The organism is Paenibacillus radicis (ex Xue et al. 2023) (genome assembly GCF_024722015.1).
GTDB lineage: Bacteria > Bacillota > Bacilli > Paenibacillales > NBRC-103111 > Paenibacillus_S.
Genome location: NZ_JANQBD010000033.1, coordinates 57,646 through 77,696, shown reverse-complemented (window position 1 = coordinate 77,696; position 20,051 = coordinate 57,646). Strand labels below are relative to the sequence as shown.

Sequence of the window (20,051 nt, the reverse complement as noted above, 5' to 3'; positions counted from 1 at the left end):
CAATAAATGAAAGAAGGTGCTTGAGTATGAAGGTTGTTATTGTAGATGATCATCCGTTAGTTAGAAGAGGATTGTCGGCCGTACTGACACTTGAACACGACATTGAAATTATGGGAGAATCGGAAATGGTCGAGGAAGCGATAGAGCTCATTGAGGAAACCAAGCCTGATCTGGCTATTGTGGATATTAAGCTTGGCGACCGATCAGGCTTTGAAGTTGTTGAGCAGCTGAAAAATTCAGCCTGCCGGTGCATGATCCTGACATCATCGATGAAAGAAATGGACGTTAGAAGAGCTGAAGCTGCAGGTGCTGAGGGGTATGTGCTGAAAGAGGCGCTTCCTGAAGAATTGTTATTGGCTATCAAGCTTATTTTTAAAGGAAAGAAATACTATGATCCTGGTTTGATGGAGATTTTGTTCAAAAGGGATGACGACGATGACTTGAGTAAGCTCACTCCCAAAGAACGGGAAGTTCTCATTGGCCTCGGAGAAGGGTTGTCCAATCAAGGCATAGCGGATAAGCTGATAGTTACTGAGTTTACGATTAAAAAACATGTAAGCCAGATTCTAAGTAAGTTGAACCTGAACGACCGGACCCAGGCGGCCTTGTTCGCACATTCCAAAGGACTGGTCAACTTTACAATGGACAACCAAGGCTTTAAGCATCCCAATCTACAGTAAAGCTGCAACAATAAGTTACCTCCTGCGGGCTTAGGCCTGATGGGAGGTTTTTTCGTTTTTTTGTTTCAAGAAAAGTTACCTTTAAGACACGAATGTATCTTCATCGAAAGGGCTTCGATCCGAAGTTTTTCTTAACATATAAGCGTACCATGTCAAATCAATTTTCCTGACTTTTGGGTAACCCAAACACACCTAACTCAATAAAATTTTAAAAGATAGCGACTGACGGAGAAGCGATGGATGGAACCGGACTTCTCGAACTTGAAAGGAAATAGCCCCCGTTTTTCAATCCTGTGATGCAATCTGGCTGAACGGAAAAGAAAAAGGGTCTTTCGATCACGTCTATGAATACCGCCTGACTGATAGGTTAGAAGCAGCAAATGGGTTGCTTTTATTGTAAAGGAGATGGGGATACTCTTACGGCTTTCGAAAGAAACACGTTAGATGGAATTTCTCCCGTTAATCCAGCCTGGGTATCGCTTGAAAGCAAGCTAACTGGAAAAACTCCTGCTAATCTAGGTGGTAGGGATGAGATCAGCCAAAACCCTTAGAATTAGCATGAGGAATTCCAGTTATAGGGCTCGGAACGCTATGTTTGGGAGAAAATAACGTGACTTTTTCCTGATAATTGCGCGGGGTTCGGGTTCGGCAAGGTACGATGCCATGCTGTAAACGAACCCCAAACCCGGCGATTAGCAGCGTTGGAAAGCGACCTCATCTCTGCCAATCGCTAGGATTACCCAAGAAGGACTGTCTCAAAAAGATAAAACCTAGTGAGTGAATGCGATTGTGTTTTTTGGAATGCAAAAGAGGTGTTCTGGTACCAAAGTATACTCTTCAGTTAGTTAATGGAGGGGGAGTACCATGCTCGAAATAGACTGCAAAAATCATAACATTGGGTAATATCCTAAATTAGAGAGTCGTTATAAGATTTAGGTACAAGCAGAATGATTGGCATAGGTGGAGCAATTTGAAAAAAATTATTAGCTATGACTTGGGAGGACGACATGGAGAAAACGATACTGGATTACTTCATCATAGTTCGAAAAAAACTATGGCTGATTGCGCTGTTTATTCTGCTCTCTTGTGTAATGACTTACTACGTCAGCAAGACGTTCGTCCAGCCAGTGTATCTCGCAACTAACCAGCTGTTGGTCAGCAGTATACTGAAGGAATCTGAATCGATCAACCTCAACGATGTAAACATGAACCTGAACTTGATCGAAAGCTACAAGGAGATCATCAAGTCGAACACAATTACTGAAACGGTGGTTGCCAATCATCCCGAGTTCAAGCTGACAAGAGAGCAATTGGACAAGAAATTGAAAGTGAGCTCCGTCGATAAAACGAACCTCATCAAAATTGAGGTGGAAGACAGTAATTATGGCAAGGCTGTTCTGATAGCCAATGAAATTGCGCAAACCTTCATGAGCGAAATACCAAGCTTAATGAATGTGAACAATGTCAGAATTTTATCTCCCGCCAATCCGGGTAAACTGCCTGCTCCGGAAAATGCCAGTATTGCGATGAATCTCGCTGTCAGTTTTATTCTTTCTGCGATGGCGGCTCTCGGTGTGGTGTTCTTCCTGGAAAATATAAATGACACCCTTCGTTCTGAAAAAGAAGCCGAGCATTATGTAGGTTTGCCGGTACTTGCAACGATTGGAACGATTAAGAAAACGAACATACGAAAACGATCGAAAAATATGAACGAAGAGGTGAGTGATCAAACTTATGTCACTGTTAAGTAATGTACTTGTCATCGAGACCGATCCAAACTCTGCTGTTGCTGAATCCTACCGATCCCTACGTACCTCTATAAGACATAAGCGGCTAGGGAAGCCGGGCAAAGGAATTACCCTCATGATTGCCTCTCCTAAGGCTCAGGAAGGCAAGACGACTACAGTATCGAATCTGGCTGTCACCTTTTCCCAGGATGGTCAGAAGGTTATCGTCATCGACTGCAATTTGCGCCAGCCTACTCTACATGCCGTATACGGTATGCCGAATGAGGACGGACTTGCCCATGACGGACTTACCCAGTATCTGAAATCGGATTCTACCCAAGGCATTACATCCAAGGCCGTTCTTCCGAATCTGCATTTGATAACAGCAGGCGGCCAACCTCCTAACCCTTCGGAGCTGCTGGGTTCTCCAAGGATGGCGGAGCTGCTGGATCAGTTAAAGCAGCAATACGATGTGGTTCTTCTCGACTCGCCTTCCATATTGGATTTCACGGATGCAGGGCTGCTGGCCGAATACAGTGACGGCATCATCCTTGTTGCCAAGTATGGCAGAACTAAACGCGAGTGGGCTAAGCAAGCGAAGGAACGGCTTGAACAATCAGGAGCCAGGCTGCTAGGTATGATTATAAACAAATAGAAGTGAGCTTCCACAAATTGATAGGAGGATAAGAGAGATGAAAAAAGTGAAGAAAGCGATTATTCCTGCCGCAGGTTTAGGAACTCGATTCTTGCCTGCAACTAAGGCAATGCCCAAAGAAATGCTTCCGATCATCAACAAGCCAACTATCCAGTACATCGTGGAAGAAGCAGTTGAGGCCGGGATCGAAGATATTATTATCGTAACAGGTAAAGGAAAGCGGGCAATTGAAGATCATTTCGACAACGCGTTTGAATTGGAAAACAAGCTGCTCGAAACCGGTAAGCTAGAAATGCTAAGGGAAATACAGCGTTCCGCCAAAGTAGAAATCCATTATATCCGGCAGAAGGAGCCTAAGGGATTGGGACATGCCGTCTGGTGCGCCAGGAGATTCATAGGCAATGAGCCGTTTGGTGTATTGTTGGGCGATGATATTGTCGCAAGCAAGGTTCCATGCTTGAAACAGCTTATTGAACAATACGAATGTTCTGGAAATTCGGTTATCGGCGTTCAGAAGGTACCGTCCAATATGACGCATCGATACGGTATTATTGACCCCGGTGTACAACAGAATCGGTTGTATCATGTCAATGATTTTGTAGAAAAGCCTGAACCTGGAACAGCTCCTTCTAATTTGGCGATTATGGGACGTTATGTGTTCTCCCCCAAAATATTTGAGTTTTTGGAGCTTCAAGAAAAAGGGGCGGGCGGAGAAATTCAATTGACAGACGCTATTCAGAAACTGAATCAAATCGAGCAGGTGCTCGCCTACCAATTTGACGGCATTCGCTATGATGTAGGTGAACGTCTTGGTTACATTCTCACCACATTAAGCTTTGCGCTTCAGAGCAAGGATCTGCGCCATCCGGTGCTGGATGCTATGGCTTCTATGCTTATCTCGGAAAAGTATTCGTCTATCCTGGATCCTAAAGGAGGTATGGATAATGAGTTTGCGAGAACTGCGGGAGGACTATGAGTATGATTATGCGGTGCCGCATAAGAGATACTATGGCAATGCAACCCACAAGGAGAAGAGTGACGATGCTTATCTGTTTATGAAGCGTGTGCTTGATATAAGCTTGTCCTTATTCGGAATTATGTTTCTGCTCCCCTTATTTGTCCTTGTAGCAGTATGGATCAAATTAGAGGATCCGAAGGGAAAGGTTTTCTTCAGGCAAAACCGGGTAGGTAAGGACGAGGTACTGTTTCCGATGTATAAATTCAGGTCCATGGTATCCAATGCTGAACAATTGAAGGAGCAATTGAAGGCTCAGAATGAAGTCAGCGGTGCTATGTTTAAGATGAGGAACGACCCGAGAGTCACACGGGCAGGCAAGTTTTTGCGCAAAACCAGCATCGATGAGCTTCCTCAATTATGGAATGTGCTAAAGGGCGACATGAGCTTGGTAGGACCGCGCCCCGCACTTCCGAGCGAAGTGAAGGAATATTCAAATTATGATAAAAAAAGGCTTGCTGTAACGCCGGGCTGCACGGGACTTTGGCAAATAAGCGGAAGGAGCACCGTAAGCTTCAAGCAAATGGTCGAGCTCGATTTAAACTATATCCAAAACCGCAGCATTAGCTTCGATATGAAAATTATCGTTAAAACTGGATTTGTATTATTTGGCTCTAAGAATGCCTTTTAATCTGTAGAAGACAGGGGAGCGACTCAATGATGCCTAATATACAAAAGCCTTATATCTCCATCGTTATATGCACATATAATCGGGCTGATTTGCTGCTGGCAACCTTGGACTCGCTGCAGGGCTTGTCGGGTATCGACAAGGCCGAGGTGATTATCGTGGACAATAATTCCAATGACCATACACGCAGCGTTGCGCAGGCTTATATCCGACGCAACACGAGCGTGAAGGCGCGCTATTTTTTCGAGCCAAGTCAAGGACTGTCCACCGCGCGTAATACGGGAATTCAGGCGGCTGAAGGAACCATTATCGCCTTTCTGGATGATGACGCCATCCCCTGCCCGGAATGGATCAGCACGATTGCAGCTTCTTTCGACAGCAGGCAGGATGTATATGCGATGGGCGGCATTATCCGCCCTAATTTTGAAAGCAGCCGCCCTGACTGGTTAATTAAATCATTTGAGCTCCCGTATACGATTGTGGATATGGGCAGCAGAGTAATGGAGTACCCGGCGAGGCTCCATCCTTGTGGAGCCAATATGGCGATCCGACGCTCTTTTTTTGAAAACCATTCATTCCCAACGAATCTTGGCAGAAAAGGAAACTCGCTGCTCTCAGGCGAGGAGCAATGGATATTCGACAGGATGAGAAAGGAAGGCAAGTCGATCCTTTATCATCCGGAAATGGCTGTCGTTCATTTTATCCCAGCTAGCCGATTGACCCGGCAATGGATTCAACAGCGGTACTATTACCAGGGAGTTTCAAACGCATGTATAGGTAATGGCATTGGAGGCAAGGTCAGTCTTCTCGGAATGCTTGCAGGCAAAATGCTCTACGTTATCATAGCATCCCTGTTTGCCCGCAGTGAAGGCAGCAGGCTGCTGGTCAAATGTAGGCTGGAAAGCATTCTGGGCTCCCTCGATATGCTAAGGAGACGCGGAAATATGCCGCTGGCCAGGTGAGGGGCGCCTATGACGGACCTGCATGCACATCTGAAAAAGCCGGTATATTTCTCTACCGCCTATGTATTCACCGCCTGGATTACCGGGATCGCAGCGGTTTACCAGCCAGTCTTGAGTGTAATCGGAGTAGCTGTTCTGCTCCTGCTGGCCGTTACGGTTCATAATCCGGCAAGAATCAGCTATCCGGTGCTGCTGTCCACGGCAATCTCGGTTAACTACATCATTGATGCCGATGTGTTTGGCATTGAAATCATTTCCTTATATAAGCTCGGGATCTTGGTGCTGCTTATCCCTTGCATGCTAAAAAATGGTATACGCCTGACGCTTGTCTACCCGATTTTGGCGCTTGCGGCGATGCTGTTTCTAACCTTTTTCTATTCGGATTGGCACCCGAGACTGAATGCATCCTTATCGCTTAAAGCTTTTATCGGACTTGCTCTACCGTTCGTTTTTCTGTTGATCAAGTGGAAAGAAGAGATGGCGCAGCGGCATATTCAGATCATCTGTCTGCTTCCTCTGGTTAGTGTTGCAGCAGGGCTTCTTCTCCAGCTCGCTCACCTCTACTCCTTCCTGGATATCGAATTCACAGGGGCTGTCCGCGTACAGGGAGCGAATATCGCACCGCACTTGGCGATGCTGGCATTTCTCGGGATTACGATTGCTTTGATCGAGACCAAACGCAATCCGGATAAGGCGAAGTTCTTTTATTTAACATTAGCCGCCAATTTTGCCGTGTTAATCGCAACTGGAACGCGTGGCCCCATATTGGCTATGCTGGCTATGGTAGCGTACTACTTCTTTGATATCGTCAGGCAATATGTCAAAGGCAAGGTTATGCTGATCATTCCCCTCGTTTGTTCCGTAGCCTTGCTTGCGGCAGCGGTTTATGTACAGTGGGACAATATGACGAAACGCTCCTTTGAACGCCAAACAGGCACGGGGATTGATTTATCGGGCAGAACCGAAGCTTGGGCCTTCTTCTTGAAAGGAGCGGAAGCTTCTCCGATGACAGGCAGAGGGCTTGGCTCCGTGACAGTTGCGAATGACGGAAGCTTATATAAAGGCTTTGTCGTTCCGCATAATGAATATATCCGCTTTTACTATGATGCGGGTTACATCGGATGTGGCCTGTTGTTTATTTCTCTCTTGATCGTATTTGCTTTGATTTATAGAGTTCTGGAGCAACACATCAAGGTTTATTATGCGGCATTCATATTTGGTTTCTTCTTATACTCCTTTTCGGATAATACATTGTCTACAGTTCAATTCATTATTCCGTTCTGCTGGTACTTAAATTGCTTGTATCGATTATCCAGGACAATACCAAAAAAAGAAGATGTGATCCCATGAGTAGAGTGAATATGTTCAATGTCAATTTTGACAATTATGATTTTATGGATCTGCTGGGATTCATTGATGAAGTAATTCGTCAAAACAAACATTCCTACATTTTAACCTGCAATGTCGATCATTTGATCAAGCTTAGAAAGGATGCCGAATTTCAAAAGGTTTATTCGAGCGCCGGGGCCATCGTTGCAGACGGAATGCCGATAATATGGGCCTCGAAGATGCTGAAGAAGCCGCTGAAACAAAAAGTTTCGGGCGCTGATCTGTTCGATAAATTGGGAGAAGCATTTGAAGACCGGCAATACCGCTTGTTTTTCCTGGGATCGGCAGCTGGAGTTCCGGAACAAGCGATGAGGAACCTCAAATCCTTATTTCCGGGCATGAATATAGTCGGCTGTTATTCGCCTTCGTATGGCTTCGAGAATAAAGAGGAGGAGAATCGGCATATTGTGCAGATGCTGATTGATGCCAAACCGGATATTGTGTTTGTTGGCGTCGGCGCACCTAAGCAGGAGAAATGGATATACCAGCACTACCTGAATTACCGGGTACCGGTTTCCATTGGCGTTGGAGCTACCTTCGACTTCATTTCCGGATCTGTCAAGAGAGCTCCGCATATTATGCAAAGGTTTGGCTTTGAATGGTTTTGGAGGCTTGTACAGGAGCCGAGAAGATTGTGGAAACGGTATTTGCTCGACGATTCCATGTTTATCGTTATGGTATGGAAGGAGTTCAGAAAGCAATTCAAGCTGAAACGGAGGAGAGTGTAATGAACTATGGATATTTCGGCTGGAATACCCGGAGGATGACCCTCACCCATTGGGTTCCGACCCTTATCGTGATGGCTGTCATATTCGTCCTTTCCTCTCAATCCTACGAGCAGCAGTCGATCAAGACGCAGTTAACGCTTGCTGTGCATCGAACTATTTTGAACGATTATTTATCCTCCATCCAGATTCATTATGGCTCGCTAACGATTGACGGCTATAAAGATGGGCCGGGTGGAGTGCTTGAGTTTATACTGCGCAAGCTTGCCCATGTCATCGAATATTTCCTGCTTAGCATCACTTTGCTGAGGGGGATCCGGTGCACGACAAAGCTTCGTCTTTCCAATGCGATTATGATTACGGTCTTGATATCGGTCAGCTTTGCTATAACAGATGAAATTCACCAGCTGTACTCTATAGATCGCGGGTCAAGGCCGCAGGATATTGTTATCGATTCGTTAGGTGTGCTGATAGGAATCCTGGCATATGGCTTGGTTGCAAAAAGGAAGAAGCGAAGGCTTGTCAATACGTACAGGACGGAGGGCTTATGAGAACGATAAGAGGGCTTTACTCATATCCCTTCACGAATCATGCGGCAGTCGCAGGCTTATGGGTATGCGCTGCATTGCTTGTTTCTATCATTATTGGCTTTTCCAGCGCGAACATGAGCCATGACATCAGTACAGAGATTGCTATCTTGTCGGCGATTTTGTTCCCTGCCTTCGTCATGGCATTGCTGGAGTCGCGCAAAATAGTTCCTTATATATTGCTTGTCTGGGCTATATGCCCTGAGATAAGAAGAATTGAGGACTGGCTTGCAGGTTCCTATCATTCCGTCTCGATGCTCAGTTTGGCTCCGCTTCTTACAAGCGCAGTTCTTATTATTCCTGTGCTCGCCAATGTGCACAAGATCGATTCAACGATTCGCAAGGTGCTCCTTTTTCTGTTCATGGCTTTAGTGTATGGATGTATAATCGGTCTGGCCAAAAATGGGACGGGTACCTTTTATGATTTGGTCAATTATCTAATTCCCATGCTGCTCATTCCTTATTTCGCCGTTGCTCCCTTCGAGAGAAGAGAGCTGGATCGGCTGCTTATCACTTTCTCCAATATAGCCATTTTGGTTGCTGTGTATGGAATTGTCCAATATATGATTGTGCCGCCTTGGGATGCTTTTTGGATGAATCATGTGGAAATGAGCTCGATAGGAAAGCCCTATCCGCTGGAAATACGTGTGTTTTCTACGCTCAATTCACCTGGGCCGGCCGGCATGTTTCTCGGAACTGCGCTTGCACCGATGATTTTGGAGAAAAGATGGCGGGGTCCCTTGGGATGGGCAGGTATCCTGCTGGTAGCGGTAGGTTTGCTCATTACACTTGTTCGATCGGCATGGCTGCTGCTATTCATCGATATTGCCGTCTACACGATGCTCTCATCGGGGACGCATAAATGGAAGCTGCTGACTCAAATTGGGGTGGCTGCAACAGCTATGTATTGGATCATCCCGAAGCTGCCGGGTGCCCAGGTTCTAATCGCCAGACTGGAAACGATGACAGCTATCCAGGACGACCATTCCTACAACGAGCGATTGGACTTTTTTCATACTGTATTTCCTATGATGCTCAGCCAGCCGCAAGGACTGGGGCTTGGAAGCATAGGAGTAGGCACAAAATTGAACAATGGGGGCGCGCTAGGTGAATTTGGCATATTCGATAATGGCTTCGTCGCCGTCTTTCTTACATTTGGCATTATAGGAGGCTTTTTATTCTTCCGGGCGCTGACGCTTCTGGTCAAATTTCTAATCACACATAGAGAGGGAATTGCCGGATTCTTATCTTATAGAAGTATGGCGGTTGCCTCCATAATTGGCAGCATAGCGAGCTTGATGTTCGAGAATGGCTATACGGGCTTGAGGGGATTTCTGCTGTGGAAAATGGTGGGTATCGGAATTGTGGCGCACAGAGCCATGACACAGGGAGGGAGGAGAAGCCCGGATGCAGCAGCCGATCAACTTGAAGCTAGTCCGGATTAGACCGATATTTGGTTTAGTCAAAGCTTTATTATCCAGCAAGAGCAATATGGCTAATACGATCAGAACGATGCTTTTCAGTATTTTAATATTGGGAGTTAATATGCTTACGGGTATATTAACCGCACGCTTTCTGGGACCTACTGGACGAGGCGAGCAGACGGCGATGGTGTTATGGTCACAGTTTCTCGCCTTCAGCTTTACTTTTGGTATTCCTTCCGCATTAATTTACAACGTCAAAAAGAACATGCAGGATTCTGCCAAGCTTTATACGACTGCATTGTGGATGGGACTGGCTGCGGGGACAGTCGCGATGGCTGCGGGCATCCTGTTTCTGCCCTATTGGCTCAGGTCTTACTCTCCTAATGTGGTGTTGTTCTCACAATGGTCAATGCTCTTTGTTCCCTTAATCGTATTATCGCAAATCAACAATGCGATGATGCAGGTGAGGGGGGAGTACAAGCTGTACAACCGGCTGCGGTTTCTGATTCCATTAAGCACACTGGCATGCCTGGGTATTCTGATCTTGTCGGGAACGATGCATGCTTACACATCAGCAGTCGCCTATCTGGCTCCGGCGGTTCCTTTCTATATATGGACGACCATGCGTTTGGTTCAAGCTTATCAAATCATCTTGAAGGATGCTCTTCAAACCTTCAAGCGGTTAATCACTTACGGAATCGGCTCATACGGTAACGATTTGATGGGCAATCTCTCTTATTATATCGACCAAATCGTAATCGTTGGGTTACTGAACCCCGCACAATTGGGACTTTACGCGGTTGCTGTCAGCCTCTCGCGGGTGGTCAACGTCTTCTCGACTTCAATAATTGCGGTGCTGTTCCCCAAGGCTTCGGGCTTGCCGAAGGATGAAGTGGTCATGCTGACGTTTCGTGTATTTCGAATCAGTACTTGCATTGCCATCATGGTATCGGTAGCCATTATGGTCATTGCGCCTTTTGTCTTGACCTTACTGTACGGAAACGAATTTAAGGAGGCGCTTGGCGTGTTCAGACTTCTTCTGCTGGAGGTTTCCATATCCGGTGGAACGATGGTTCTGGCCCAGGCTTTCATGGCACTTGGTAAACCGAAGGTTGTAACGATTCTTCAGGGTCTTGGATTGCTGCTTGTCATTCCGATGCTGCTGCTGCTCGTACCCAAGCTTGGTCTTACCGGCGCAGGGATTGCGATGTTATCGTCCGTACTTATCCGATTTCTGTTCATACTTATCAATGTACGATACACCTTGAAGATGAAGATTCCAAGGCTGCTCATTACCAGGGAAGATGTGCGTTGGTTATTATCGGCGTTATCTTCATATAAAGCCAACAAATCAGCTGAATCAAGGGAATAAAGGAGGATTAAGGCCGATGATCGATCATTGTGCTTCTGCAGGGAAGTATCTCATATCTGCGGTCATTATTGCGCAGGATGATGAATCAAGGATTGCCGGCGCTATTGCTTCCTGCAAAGCTTTCGCCGATGAGATCGTCGTGGTTGACGGAGGGAGCAAAGACGGTACGGTCCGAGTTTCCGAGCAATTAGGCTGCAAGGTATATCAGAATCTTTGGCCTGGCTATGCCAAGCAGCGAATTTACGGGAGCGAACGGGCATCGCATGATTGGATATTCGTCATCGATACCGATGAGGTGGTGAGCGAGCTTTTAGCCAAGTCCATACTGGAGAGAAAGAAGGATTTATCGGATGGGAAGAAAGCGTACGCTGTCTTTCGAATCGGAGATTTCCTGGGCCGCTGGATGGGTAAGGGAGAACGGCTGGTTCGTTTATATAATCGAAATAACGTTCAATATAAAGATAGCCTGGTTCATGAAACACCGGATGTATCCAACAATCAGGTTATGAACTTAACAGGGACCTTGTGGCATTATGGTTTCCGAAGCATTAACGACCATGTTGCCAGATTTAATAAATATACCGATTTGGAAGCGGAGGAGGCGGTTATAGCGGGTAAGCCGTTCAGGTGGATTCGATTGCTGTACCGTCCCCCGGCACGTTTTTTGCAAAAATATATCATTCAGGGCTTGTACAGAAAAGGGATACCTGGTCTTGCCGTTGCTGTCTTCTGGGCGATGTACGAGTTTCTGGTTTGCTTGAAGCACTATGAAAGTGTTCTTGTTCACAGCAAGGTAAAACATCGTCATGAAGAAGAGCCGTTAAAGGAGGGAAAGAAATATGCCATCCAATAAGCTGCGAATCCTGTCTACCGGGATGGGCTGGCCGTCTTCCCAGGCTGGTGGGCTGAATACGTACTTTAAGAACATCTGTGAAAACCTTTCTGACCGTAATACGCTGGAAGCTCTCGTATGCAGCGTGGATCAACCGGAGGTTAAGGAGGGGATGCTCGTTACCAGCATCGCTGATCCCGGAATGAAGTTGAGGAAGAGGCGAAGCATGTTCCGCAACTATGCGGCCAAGCTGATGGAGGAACAAGAGGTTGATATCGTTTATTCGCATTTTGCTCCCTATGGACTGGGAGCAGCAGAGGAAGCCAAGAAGCGGAATATTCCGGTAGTCATAGCATTTCATGGTCCCTGGAGCGAGGAAATTCGAGCGGAGGGGGGGAGGATTACACATCGCATAAAAGCATGGATCGCTAAATCGATGGAGATGAGAGCTTATAGGCATGCGGATGCTTTCATCGTCTTAAGCGAAACGTTCCGCGACGTTTTGCACCAGCAATATGGAATTCCGCTGGAAAGGATACACATTATTGCAGGTGCGGCTGATATACGGCGGTTTCAACCATCCGCAGACCGTATGGAAGTAAGAAGAAGCCTGTCATTAGCGGAAGATTGCACTGCCGTGTTGACGGTAAGGAGGCTGGTCAACCGAATGGGTTTGCTGCAGCTGCTTGATGCGTGGAAGGAGGTCGTTCTGCAAGCCCCTGACGCTGTACTTTTGATAGGAGGGAGGGGACCGCTAAAGGAACAATTGGAAAGCCGGATTGCGGAGTATGGTCTCGAAGGCCAAGTCAGATTGCTCGGCTACGTTTCTGACGACGATCTTCCCCGATATTATCAGGCTGCTGATTTGTTCGTAGTTCCTACCCAGTCGTTGGAGGGATTCGGATTGATCACCGTGGAAGCCATGGCCTCAGGACTTCCCGTGTCAGCGACACCTGTTGGGGGAAGCAGGGAAATATTAGAGAAGTTTCGCCCGGACCTGCTGTTCAAGAGCAAGAGCAGCAGTGACATCGCAGCAGGGATCATCCATTTACTGAAGCATAAGCAGCAGTGGCCTACCGCTGAACAATGCAGGAGCCACGTTCTGGAAAACTACACTTGGGAGCTTGCAACAAGCCAGGTGGAGGCTGTTTTTGAAACCGTGCTTGAGAAGTATCGAAAAATTGGAGTATCCACTGCCGGGATCACATTCCATGGTCACCGAGCACAAGGAAAAGGGAGGCATGATGCGGATGTTAAGAGTGGCGTACATTGATCATACCGCAAGATGGAGCGGTGGAGAGGTTGCCCTTTATAATATTCTGACTCATCTGGGCAGCAATGTGGACCCGCTGGTCATTTTGGCGGAAGAAGGCGTTCTGGCTGACAGACTGAGGGAACAAGGAATCCAGGTTCGTGTCATCACCTTGAATGAGAAAGTCAGGAACCGCAACCGCAATGTCGTCAATATGCAGATTGTCTCCGCAGCTTTTCAATTGCTCTCTTACGGGAGAAGGCTTGCCCGGATTTTGAAGGAGGAGCAGGTGGTTTGCGTTCATACAAATTCTTTGAAGTCAGCAATTTACGGTGCGGTTGCCGCGAAAATAGCGAGAATTCCGTTAATTTGGCACATAAGGGACTATATCGGTGAACCCTATTTGAAGCCGGTTGTAGCGAAGGCCATCAGACTAATGTCCCGCATACTGCCTAACGGAATCATTGCTAATTCCAATTCCACCTTGAATGCCTTGAAGCTGCCGAAATCGAAGAAAACATTGGTCGTATATTCTTCCTTCGCCAACGCCATTAACCCTGCATCCAACGTGACGGTGCTGAAGCAAAAGTTCACTGTTTTGTTGGTCGGACGTCTGGCGGAATGGAAGGGCCAGCATATTTTACTGGAAGCGGCCAAGTCGTTCTTGCCGGACCAGCATGTCCAGTTCTGGTTGGCTGGCGATGCACTCTTTGGCGAGGACGTTTATAAGGAGGAACTGCTTCGGCAAATCGATGTATACGGGCTGACGAATGTCACTTTGCTGGGTCATGTGGATAATATTCAGGAATTGATGCAGCAAGCGGATCTCCTCGTCCATACATCGATTACACCTGAGCCGTTCGGGCAAGTGATCGTTGAAGGAATGGCAGCCGGACTGCCGGTAATTGCCTCGAATGAGGGCGGACCAACCGAAATAGTCGTACACGGCGAAACGGGGCTGCTTATTACACCTGGAGATCCGGCGCTGCTTGCCCGATCAATCCGTACGCTGCTGGGCAATCCCGGGGAGAGACGCAGGATGAGTGAGCATGGCATGAAACGGGTGCAGGAGCACTTTGTCATTGAGCGAACCGTAATACAAATTACAAGCTATTATGAAGGATTGATTTCCAACATTAACTAAACCATGGGTAGAAAAGGATGGATCAAATGAAAATAGCAATAGCGCATGATTATTTGATTCAAATGGGTGGTGCCGAAAGAGTCGTTGAGGTCTTTCATCATATGTTTCCGCAGGCGCCTATTTTCACCACGGTTTTTAGCAGCAACCGGCTGCTTGACGCACTTAAGGATGCGGATATCCGTGCATCCTGGCTTCAGAAAATGCCTGGAGGGATAAATAACTTCAAGGGAATGCTTCCTCTTTACCCCTTTGCGATCCGGGATTTTGACTTCCGTGAATTTGATATGGTGCTTAGCTCCAGCAGCGCATTCATGAAGAGCATTCAAGTGCCCAAGGAGACATTCCATCTCTGCTATTGCCATACGCCAATGCGATTTGCATGGGATTATGACACTTATATGCAAAGACAGTCCAAATCCAATGTGTTGAAGCAGCTTTTGAAGATTTATATGCGGCAGCTTAAAGCTTGGGATCAAAGGACGTCAAAGAACGTTAATCAATTCGTGGCGAATTCATCCGTTGTGAAAAACAGAATTCAAACTTATTATCATCGAGACTCCGACGTTATTTTTCCTCCAATCAATACATCGCGGTTTCATAGCTCCACGACGATTGGGAATTACTATTTGATTGTTTCCCGGCTCGTATCCTATAAGCGGATTGATTTGGCTGTGGAGACATTCAGCCGCAACGGACTTCCCCTATATATCGTAGGAGAAGGGCCCGATCTTGAACGACTGCGGCAGCTGGCTAAACCAAATGTAAGCTTTCTCGGGAGACTGGAGGATGGAGTGGTTACAGAACTGATGGCGCAATGCAGAGCGTTGATTTTTCCCGGCGAGGAGGATTTCGGCATTACCCCGCTTGAAGCGAACGCTGCTGGAAGACCCGTTATCGCTTTTCAGTCCGGAGGCGCACTCGATACCATCAGGCCGAGGCTGAACGGTATTTTCTTCAAACGGCAGGAAATCCATGATCTGAATGCAGCTATCAACGAAGTCGAAAACCACGATTGGGATGTACGGCAGATCGTCAACCATGCTCGAAAGTTCGATGAGAAGGCATTTATGGAAAATTTCAAAAATTATATTGGCAAAGCTTATGAAAAATTCAGAGAGGGACGGTGACAGAATGGATATCGCTGTAATCGGAACCGGGTATGTCGGTCTAGTTTCGGGCATATGCTTCGCGGAAATGGGCAATCATGTTATTTGTGTCGATCAGGATATAAATAAAATTGCCGCCTTACAGAATCTGGTTTCCCCCATCTATGAGCCAGGAATCGAAACATTCATGGAGCGCAATGTACAAGCCGGACGATTGGAATTCTCATCCAATTTGATCCAGGCAGTGCGGCATTCCGAGCTCATCATTATAGCGGTCGGAACGCCCTCTCTGCCAAGTGGAGAAGCTGATTTGCAGTATATTGAGCAAGCGGCAGCAGAAATAGGCAGAGCTATGAGCGGGCGAAAAATCGTTGCCACCAAAAGCACCGTTCCCGTCGGAACAAACGAGAAAATACGCCGTATCATAGCGCAGCATACGGAGGTTCCTTTCGATATTGTTTCCATTCCGGAGTTTCTACGGGAGGGCTCAGCCATTCAAGACACGCTTCATCCCGACCGAATTGTTATAGGACTGGATAACAGGGAGCTGGAAGCGGCCATGGTCGAGCTGCACAGCAGCTTCACGGACCAGATCTTCGTTACGGATATTCGCAGTGCGGAAATGATTAAATATGCTTCCAACGCATTCCTGGCAACGAAAATATCATTTATTAATGAAATATCGAATATTTGCGAAAAAGTAGGCGCCGATGTGACGGAGGTCGCTCAAGGGATGGGTAAAGACCCCAGAATCGGCCCTTCATTCTTGAATGCCGGAATCGGTTACGGGGGATCATGTTTTCCTAAAGACACCAAAGCATTAATCCAGATTGCGGGTAATGTTAATTATGAGTTTCAGCTTCTAAAGTCAGTTGTGGAGGTTAATAAAGCGCAAAGATACAAAGTAATTGAGAAGCTGAAGGAGTCGCTTGGGCAGCTGCATGACACGGTGATCGGGATATGGGGGTTATCGTTCAAACCGAACACAGATGATATCCGCGAGGCCCCTTCGCTCGAAATTGTTGAAGCCTTGATCAACATGGGAGCGAAGCTGAAGCTCTACGATCCTGTGGCTATGGGCAAGTTCAGAGAGCGCTACGATCACCCATCTATTCAATGGTGTGGTAATGCTCTGGAAGCATCCATAAATGCTGATGCCGTGTGCTTGCTGACCGATTGGCAGGAATTCAAGGAGATTTCATTGTCACAGTTAATTTACCAGATGGCTCAGCCCATTCTTATAGATGGCAGAAATGTATATGCCAAAGAGCAGATCGAAGGAGCGGGGCTGCATTATTATTCGGTGGGAAGACCCGAACCGATCGCGGCATTCCGTTCACAGGTTAGTGTCTGACAAGGATGAACTATTCATAACCATTGGGAGAGTGATATTCATGAAGCTGGTCCTACTATCTGGAGGTTCAGGCAAGCGGCTGTGGCCGTTGTCCAACGATTCAAGATCCAAGCAATTTTTGAAAATACTCCAGAATCCGAACCAGGAAATGGAATCGATGGTGCAAAGAGTATGGAGGCAGTTAAATAATGCTGGTTTGGGAGGCTCCGCTTATGTGGCCACAAACCGCTCTCAGATGGAAATGATAACTAGCCAGCTTGGGAATGAGGTTCCCATTATTGTCGAGCCCGAAAGAAGAGATACTTTCGCAGCTATTGCACTCACGGCTACTTATTTGTACTCCATGTCGAGCGTTCCGCTTAATACCGTTATCACGATCCTGCCAGTTGATCCATATGTGGATGAAGCCTTCTTCGAAGCCATCCAGCAATTGGAACAGGTTCTTCAAGAAACGGATGCGAACCTGGCGCTAATTGGTGTGGTTCCGAGCGCCCCTTCCGAGAAATATGGCTATATCGTTCCCTCTGAGCCTTATGCTGCGGACTCTGATTTATTTCGAGTCAGCCACTTTAGGGAAAAACCGGATCGTGCACAAGCCGAAGCTCTAATCAAGCGCAATGCTCTATGGAATTGCGGGGTATTCGGATTCCGTCTCGACTACTTGATTAATGTGCTGGTTGAGAAAGGGCTTCCGATCCAGTACGAGGAAATGCTCAAGCAGTATAAACATCTGCCCAAAATCAGCTTCGATTACGAGGTTGTAGAGAAGGAAGATAATGTGGTAGTACTTCCCTATCACGGATTCTGGAAGGATCTAGGTACCTGGAATACGTTGACGGAGGAGATGAGCTGCACAAGAATCGGGACGGGAATTATTACGGAGGATTCCGTCAATACACATCTGATCAATGAGCTGGACATTCCGGTAACCGTAATCGGCATGAACGATGTGGTAGTGGCTGCGAGCCCGGACGGTATACTGGTCACTTCCAAAGCGGAAAGTCCGAGAATCAAGGAAGTGATGAATCATATTCAACAAAGGCCGATGTATGAGGAGCGGAGATGGGGGCGTTACCGTGTCGTGGATTATATCAAGTATAAGGAAGGTAACGAAGTTCTGACCAAACGGATTCTGGTATGTGCAGGTAAAAATATAAGTTACCAGCTTCACTATAAACGAAGTGAAATATGGACCATCATTAGCGGAGTTGCAGATATTGTTATCAATGATAATTTGTACCAGGTAAAGGCGGGGGATGTAGTCCGCATTCCAGAGGGGACCAAGCACAGCATCTTGGCCATAACCGATATGGAGCTTATTGAGGTGCAGACCGGCTCAGAGCTGGTGGAGGAGGATATCGTTCGAATTTGCATGGAATGGAAGGACATACCGCTTCATCAGTTCATATGAAAGCGAGCGGGATTCATAAATGAGCAACCGCCTTTTATTCTCTTTATGGGGATGGAAGGCGATTGTTTATTTGATTAGCAGGTATAAGATAATGAACCAGATCGGGACGGTAATAACAATAGCCCATAAACAGCCTTTTGGCATGGACAGCTTGGAATTTCTATTCATTTTCTGGTGCCTCCTCGAAAAAACATAGGATTTGTCGAAATTATAACATAGTTTGAAAGTAAATGTTGAAAAAAACTGAATCTAGTGGGGTTATAGGATGTTGCTGCAGCAGAGCAGAAGGGTAGGTGTGATTAGAAAAGTGATTTCTATTCTACTGTTATTTACGTTGGTTGCCCCTCATTTTCCAGCATTTCCGAATATATCGTTAGCTTCGTCTGCTCCCGTAAACCCGGTTGCATCAACTGAAGCAAAAGCAGTTTTGCAAAATCTGTATGAGATATCGGGGACAAAAATTATAAGCGGCCAGCATGATTATTTGGAAAGCCCGGATGAGCTGAACAATAAGCTAAAGAAACAGACAGGGAAGCACGCTGGAATTCACGGTTATGAGCTCGGCGCCATTATGAATCAATCCTCTTCGGAAGTAGCCTCGCAAAGACAGAAGGTGGTGAACAGCGCGATCGCGTGGCATAAGGCAGGCGGCCTTGTAACGATTACTTATCATGAAAGTATTCCCGGCGAATGCCGGTGCTGGTCGAATGTGCAAAAGGAGATGAGCCAATCGGAGTTCGATAAATATGTGACGCCGGGAACGACGGAATATAACAAATTGATTGCGGATCTGGATGAGGTGGCCGTGTACCTGACCAAGCTCAAGGATGCTGGAGTTCCTGTATTATGGCGCCCGTATCATGAGATGAACGGCGGATGGTTCTGGTGGGGCAAGAAGAATAATTTCCCCGCTCTCTGGAATATCATGTACGATCGGTATGTAGAGGTTCATAAGCTGAATAATCTTCTGTGGGTATGGAGTCCGAATGCGCCTACGGAATGGGCCGATCCTTATACGTTAACTTACCCTAGCCCAGACAAAGTGGATGTTCTGGCGGTCGACATTTATGGCAATGATTACCGGCAGGAATATTACGACAAGATTGTTGAGCTTGCCAACGGCAAACCGGTGGCTATTGGAGAAAACGGCGAAATCCCGGATGCGGCTGTCCTTGAGAATCAGCCCAAATGGGCGTATATGATGGTCTGGGGCAAGATGCTGAACGAAAAAAACACGGCGGAGAAGATCCACTCTTTCTATACAAGTCCAAGATCCATTAAGAGGGGGACGGTTCCTCTTACTCTCCGAATGCCGGGCAAGGCTGCCGGTAAAAATGGCTTGGTAGCTGAATATTATGGTAACAAGGACTTCTCAGACCTCAAGGAAGTACGCGAAGATTCTAATATTGACTTTAATTGGCGTCAATCGGCCCCAACGGCCGCTGTCCAGGCAGGCGCATTCTCTGTGAGGTGGACGGGCAGGCTTTGGCCCAGCTACACGGAGACGTATACAATATCCAGCTTGAGCGATGATGGAATAAGGATTTGGGTGGATGGGCAGCTGGTTATAGACAGCTGGTTCAACCAAAGCTGGGTTGAACGAACCGGGACGATTTCACTTACCGCTGGAAAGCCTGTCGAATTTAAGGTGGAATATTATAATGATACTGCAGGGGCGGCAGCCAAAGTTATGTGGGCAAGCCCTTCTCATACCAAAGAAATCATTCCGGAGAGTGCGTTATTCATTCCTAAATGAAGAATGCCTATCAAAAAAAGGAATGGAGAGAC

At 46.8% G+C, this 20,051-nt stretch carries 18 protein-coding genes; all 18 read left to right on the top strand.

The genetic code is table 11. The features are described 5' to 3' along the window. The first annotated feature begins 26 nt into the window (after positions 1-26). Positions 27-680: a response regulator gene (locus NV381_RS32475; RefSeq protein ID WP_258217463.1), complete on the top strand. Its 654-nt coding sequence runs from the start codon at positions 27-29 to the stop codon at positions 678-680. Positions 681-1,687: 1,007 nt separating this feature from the next. Further along, a complete protein-coding gene (locus NV381_RS32470; protein ID WP_258217462.1) occupies positions 1,688-2,431 on the top strand; it encodes a YveK family protein in 744 nt (247 codons plus the stop codon). Next, positions 2,415-3,062: a CpsD/CapB family tyrosine-protein kinase gene (locus NV381_RS32465; RefSeq protein WP_258217461.1), complete on the top strand. Its 648-nt coding sequence runs from the start codon at positions 2,415-2,417 to the stop codon at positions 3,060-3,062. Before NV381_RS32470 ends, NV381_RS32465 begins: the two co-directional genes overlap by 17 nt. A gap of 37 nt (positions 3,063-3,099) precedes the next feature. Next, the gene (gene galU, locus NV381_RS32460) at positions 3,100-4,038 is read left to right on the top strand and encodes a UTP--glucose-1-phosphate uridylyltransferase GalU (protein ID WP_258217460.1); all 939 of its coding nucleotides are present in this window, start codon (positions 3,100-3,102) and stop codon (positions 4,036-4,038) included. Next, on the top strand, positions 4,007-4,708 hold the full coding sequence (locus tag NV381_RS32455; RefSeq protein WP_258217459.1) for a sugar transferase: 702 nt from the start codon (positions 4,007-4,009) through the stop codon (positions 4,706-4,708). Before galU ends, NV381_RS32455 begins: the two co-directional genes overlap by 32 nt. A 26-nt stretch (positions 4,709-4,734) precedes the next feature. Further along, on the top strand, positions 4,735-5,667 hold the full coding sequence (locus tag NV381_RS32450) for a glycosyltransferase (protein WP_258217458.1): 933 nt from the start codon (positions 4,735-4,737) through the stop codon (positions 5,665-5,667). Positions 5,668-5,676: 9 nt separating this feature from the next. After that, a complete protein-coding gene (locus tag NV381_RS32445) occupies positions 5,677-7,017 on the top strand; it encodes an O-antigen ligase family protein (protein ID WP_258217457.1) in 1,341 nt (446 codons plus the stop codon). Beyond that, positions 7,014-7,784: a WecB/TagA/CpsF family glycosyltransferase gene (locus tag NV381_RS32440; RefSeq protein ID WP_258217456.1), complete on the top strand. Its 771-nt coding sequence runs from the start codon at positions 7,014-7,016 to the stop codon at positions 7,782-7,784. The genes NV381_RS32445 and NV381_RS32440 overlap by 4 nt, the downstream gene beginning before the upstream one ends. Further along, on the top strand, positions 7,784-8,332 hold the full coding sequence (locus NV381_RS32435; protein ID WP_258217455.1) for a VanZ family protein: 549 nt from the start codon (positions 7,784-7,786) through the stop codon (positions 8,330-8,332). The genes NV381_RS32440 and NV381_RS32435 overlap by 1 nt, the downstream gene beginning before the upstream one ends. Beyond that, positions 8,329-9,813 carry an O-antigen ligase family protein gene (locus tag NV381_RS32430; protein ID WP_258217454.1) on the top strand — a complete coding sequence of 495 codons (1,485 nt, stop codon included), beginning with the start codon at positions 8,329-8,331 and terminating at the stop codon, positions 9,811-9,813. The genes NV381_RS32435 and NV381_RS32430 overlap by 4 nt, the downstream gene beginning before the upstream one ends. Next, positions 9,776-11,164, top strand: a complete 1,389-nt coding sequence (locus NV381_RS32425) for a lipopolysaccharide biosynthesis protein (RefSeq protein ID WP_258217453.1) — start codon at positions 9,776-9,778, stop codon at positions 11,162-11,164. Before NV381_RS32430 ends, NV381_RS32425 begins: the two co-directional genes overlap by 38 nt. Positions 11,165-11,180: 16 nt before the next feature. After that, a complete protein-coding gene (locus tag NV381_RS32420; RefSeq protein WP_258217452.1) occupies positions 11,181-12,017 on the top strand; it encodes a glycosyltransferase family 2 protein in 837 nt (278 codons plus the stop codon). Further along, the gene (locus tag NV381_RS32415) at positions 12,004-13,269 is read left to right on the top strand and encodes a glycosyltransferase family 4 protein (protein ID WP_258217451.1); all 1,266 of its coding nucleotides are present in this window, start codon (positions 12,004-12,006) and stop codon (positions 13,267-13,269) included. Before NV381_RS32420 ends, NV381_RS32415 begins: the two co-directional genes overlap by 14 nt. After that, positions 13,247-14,392 carry a glycosyltransferase family 4 protein gene (locus tag NV381_RS32410; RefSeq protein ID WP_258217450.1) on the top strand — a complete coding sequence of 382 codons (1,146 nt, stop codon included), beginning with the start codon at positions 13,247-13,249 and terminating at the stop codon, positions 14,390-14,392. Before NV381_RS32415 ends, NV381_RS32410 begins: the two co-directional genes overlap by 23 nt. A gap of 26 nt (positions 14,393-14,418) precedes the next feature. Beyond that, on the top strand, positions 14,419-15,519 hold the full coding sequence (locus NV381_RS32405; RefSeq protein WP_258217449.1) for a glycosyltransferase: 1,101 nt from the start codon (positions 14,419-14,421) through the stop codon (positions 15,517-15,519). Positions 15,520-15,523: 4 nt separating this feature from the next. Beyond that, the gene (locus NV381_RS32400) at positions 15,524-16,852 is read left to right on the top strand and encodes a UDP-glucose dehydrogenase family protein (protein ID WP_258217448.1); all 1,329 of its coding nucleotides are present in this window, start codon (positions 15,524-15,526) and stop codon (positions 16,850-16,852) included. 40 nt (positions 16,853-16,892) lie between these two features. Then, positions 16,893-18,263 carry a sugar phosphate nucleotidyltransferase gene (locus NV381_RS32395; RefSeq protein ID WP_258217447.1) on the top strand — a complete coding sequence of 457 codons (1,371 nt, stop codon included), beginning with the start codon at positions 16,893-16,895 and terminating at the stop codon, positions 18,261-18,263. Between the two features lie 295 nt (positions 18,264-18,558). Next, entirely contained in the window at positions 18,559-20,019 is a 1,461-nt protein-coding gene (locus NV381_RS32390; RefSeq protein ID WP_258217446.1) for a glycosyl hydrolase, read from the top strand. Positions 20,020-20,051: the final 32 nt, after the last annotated feature.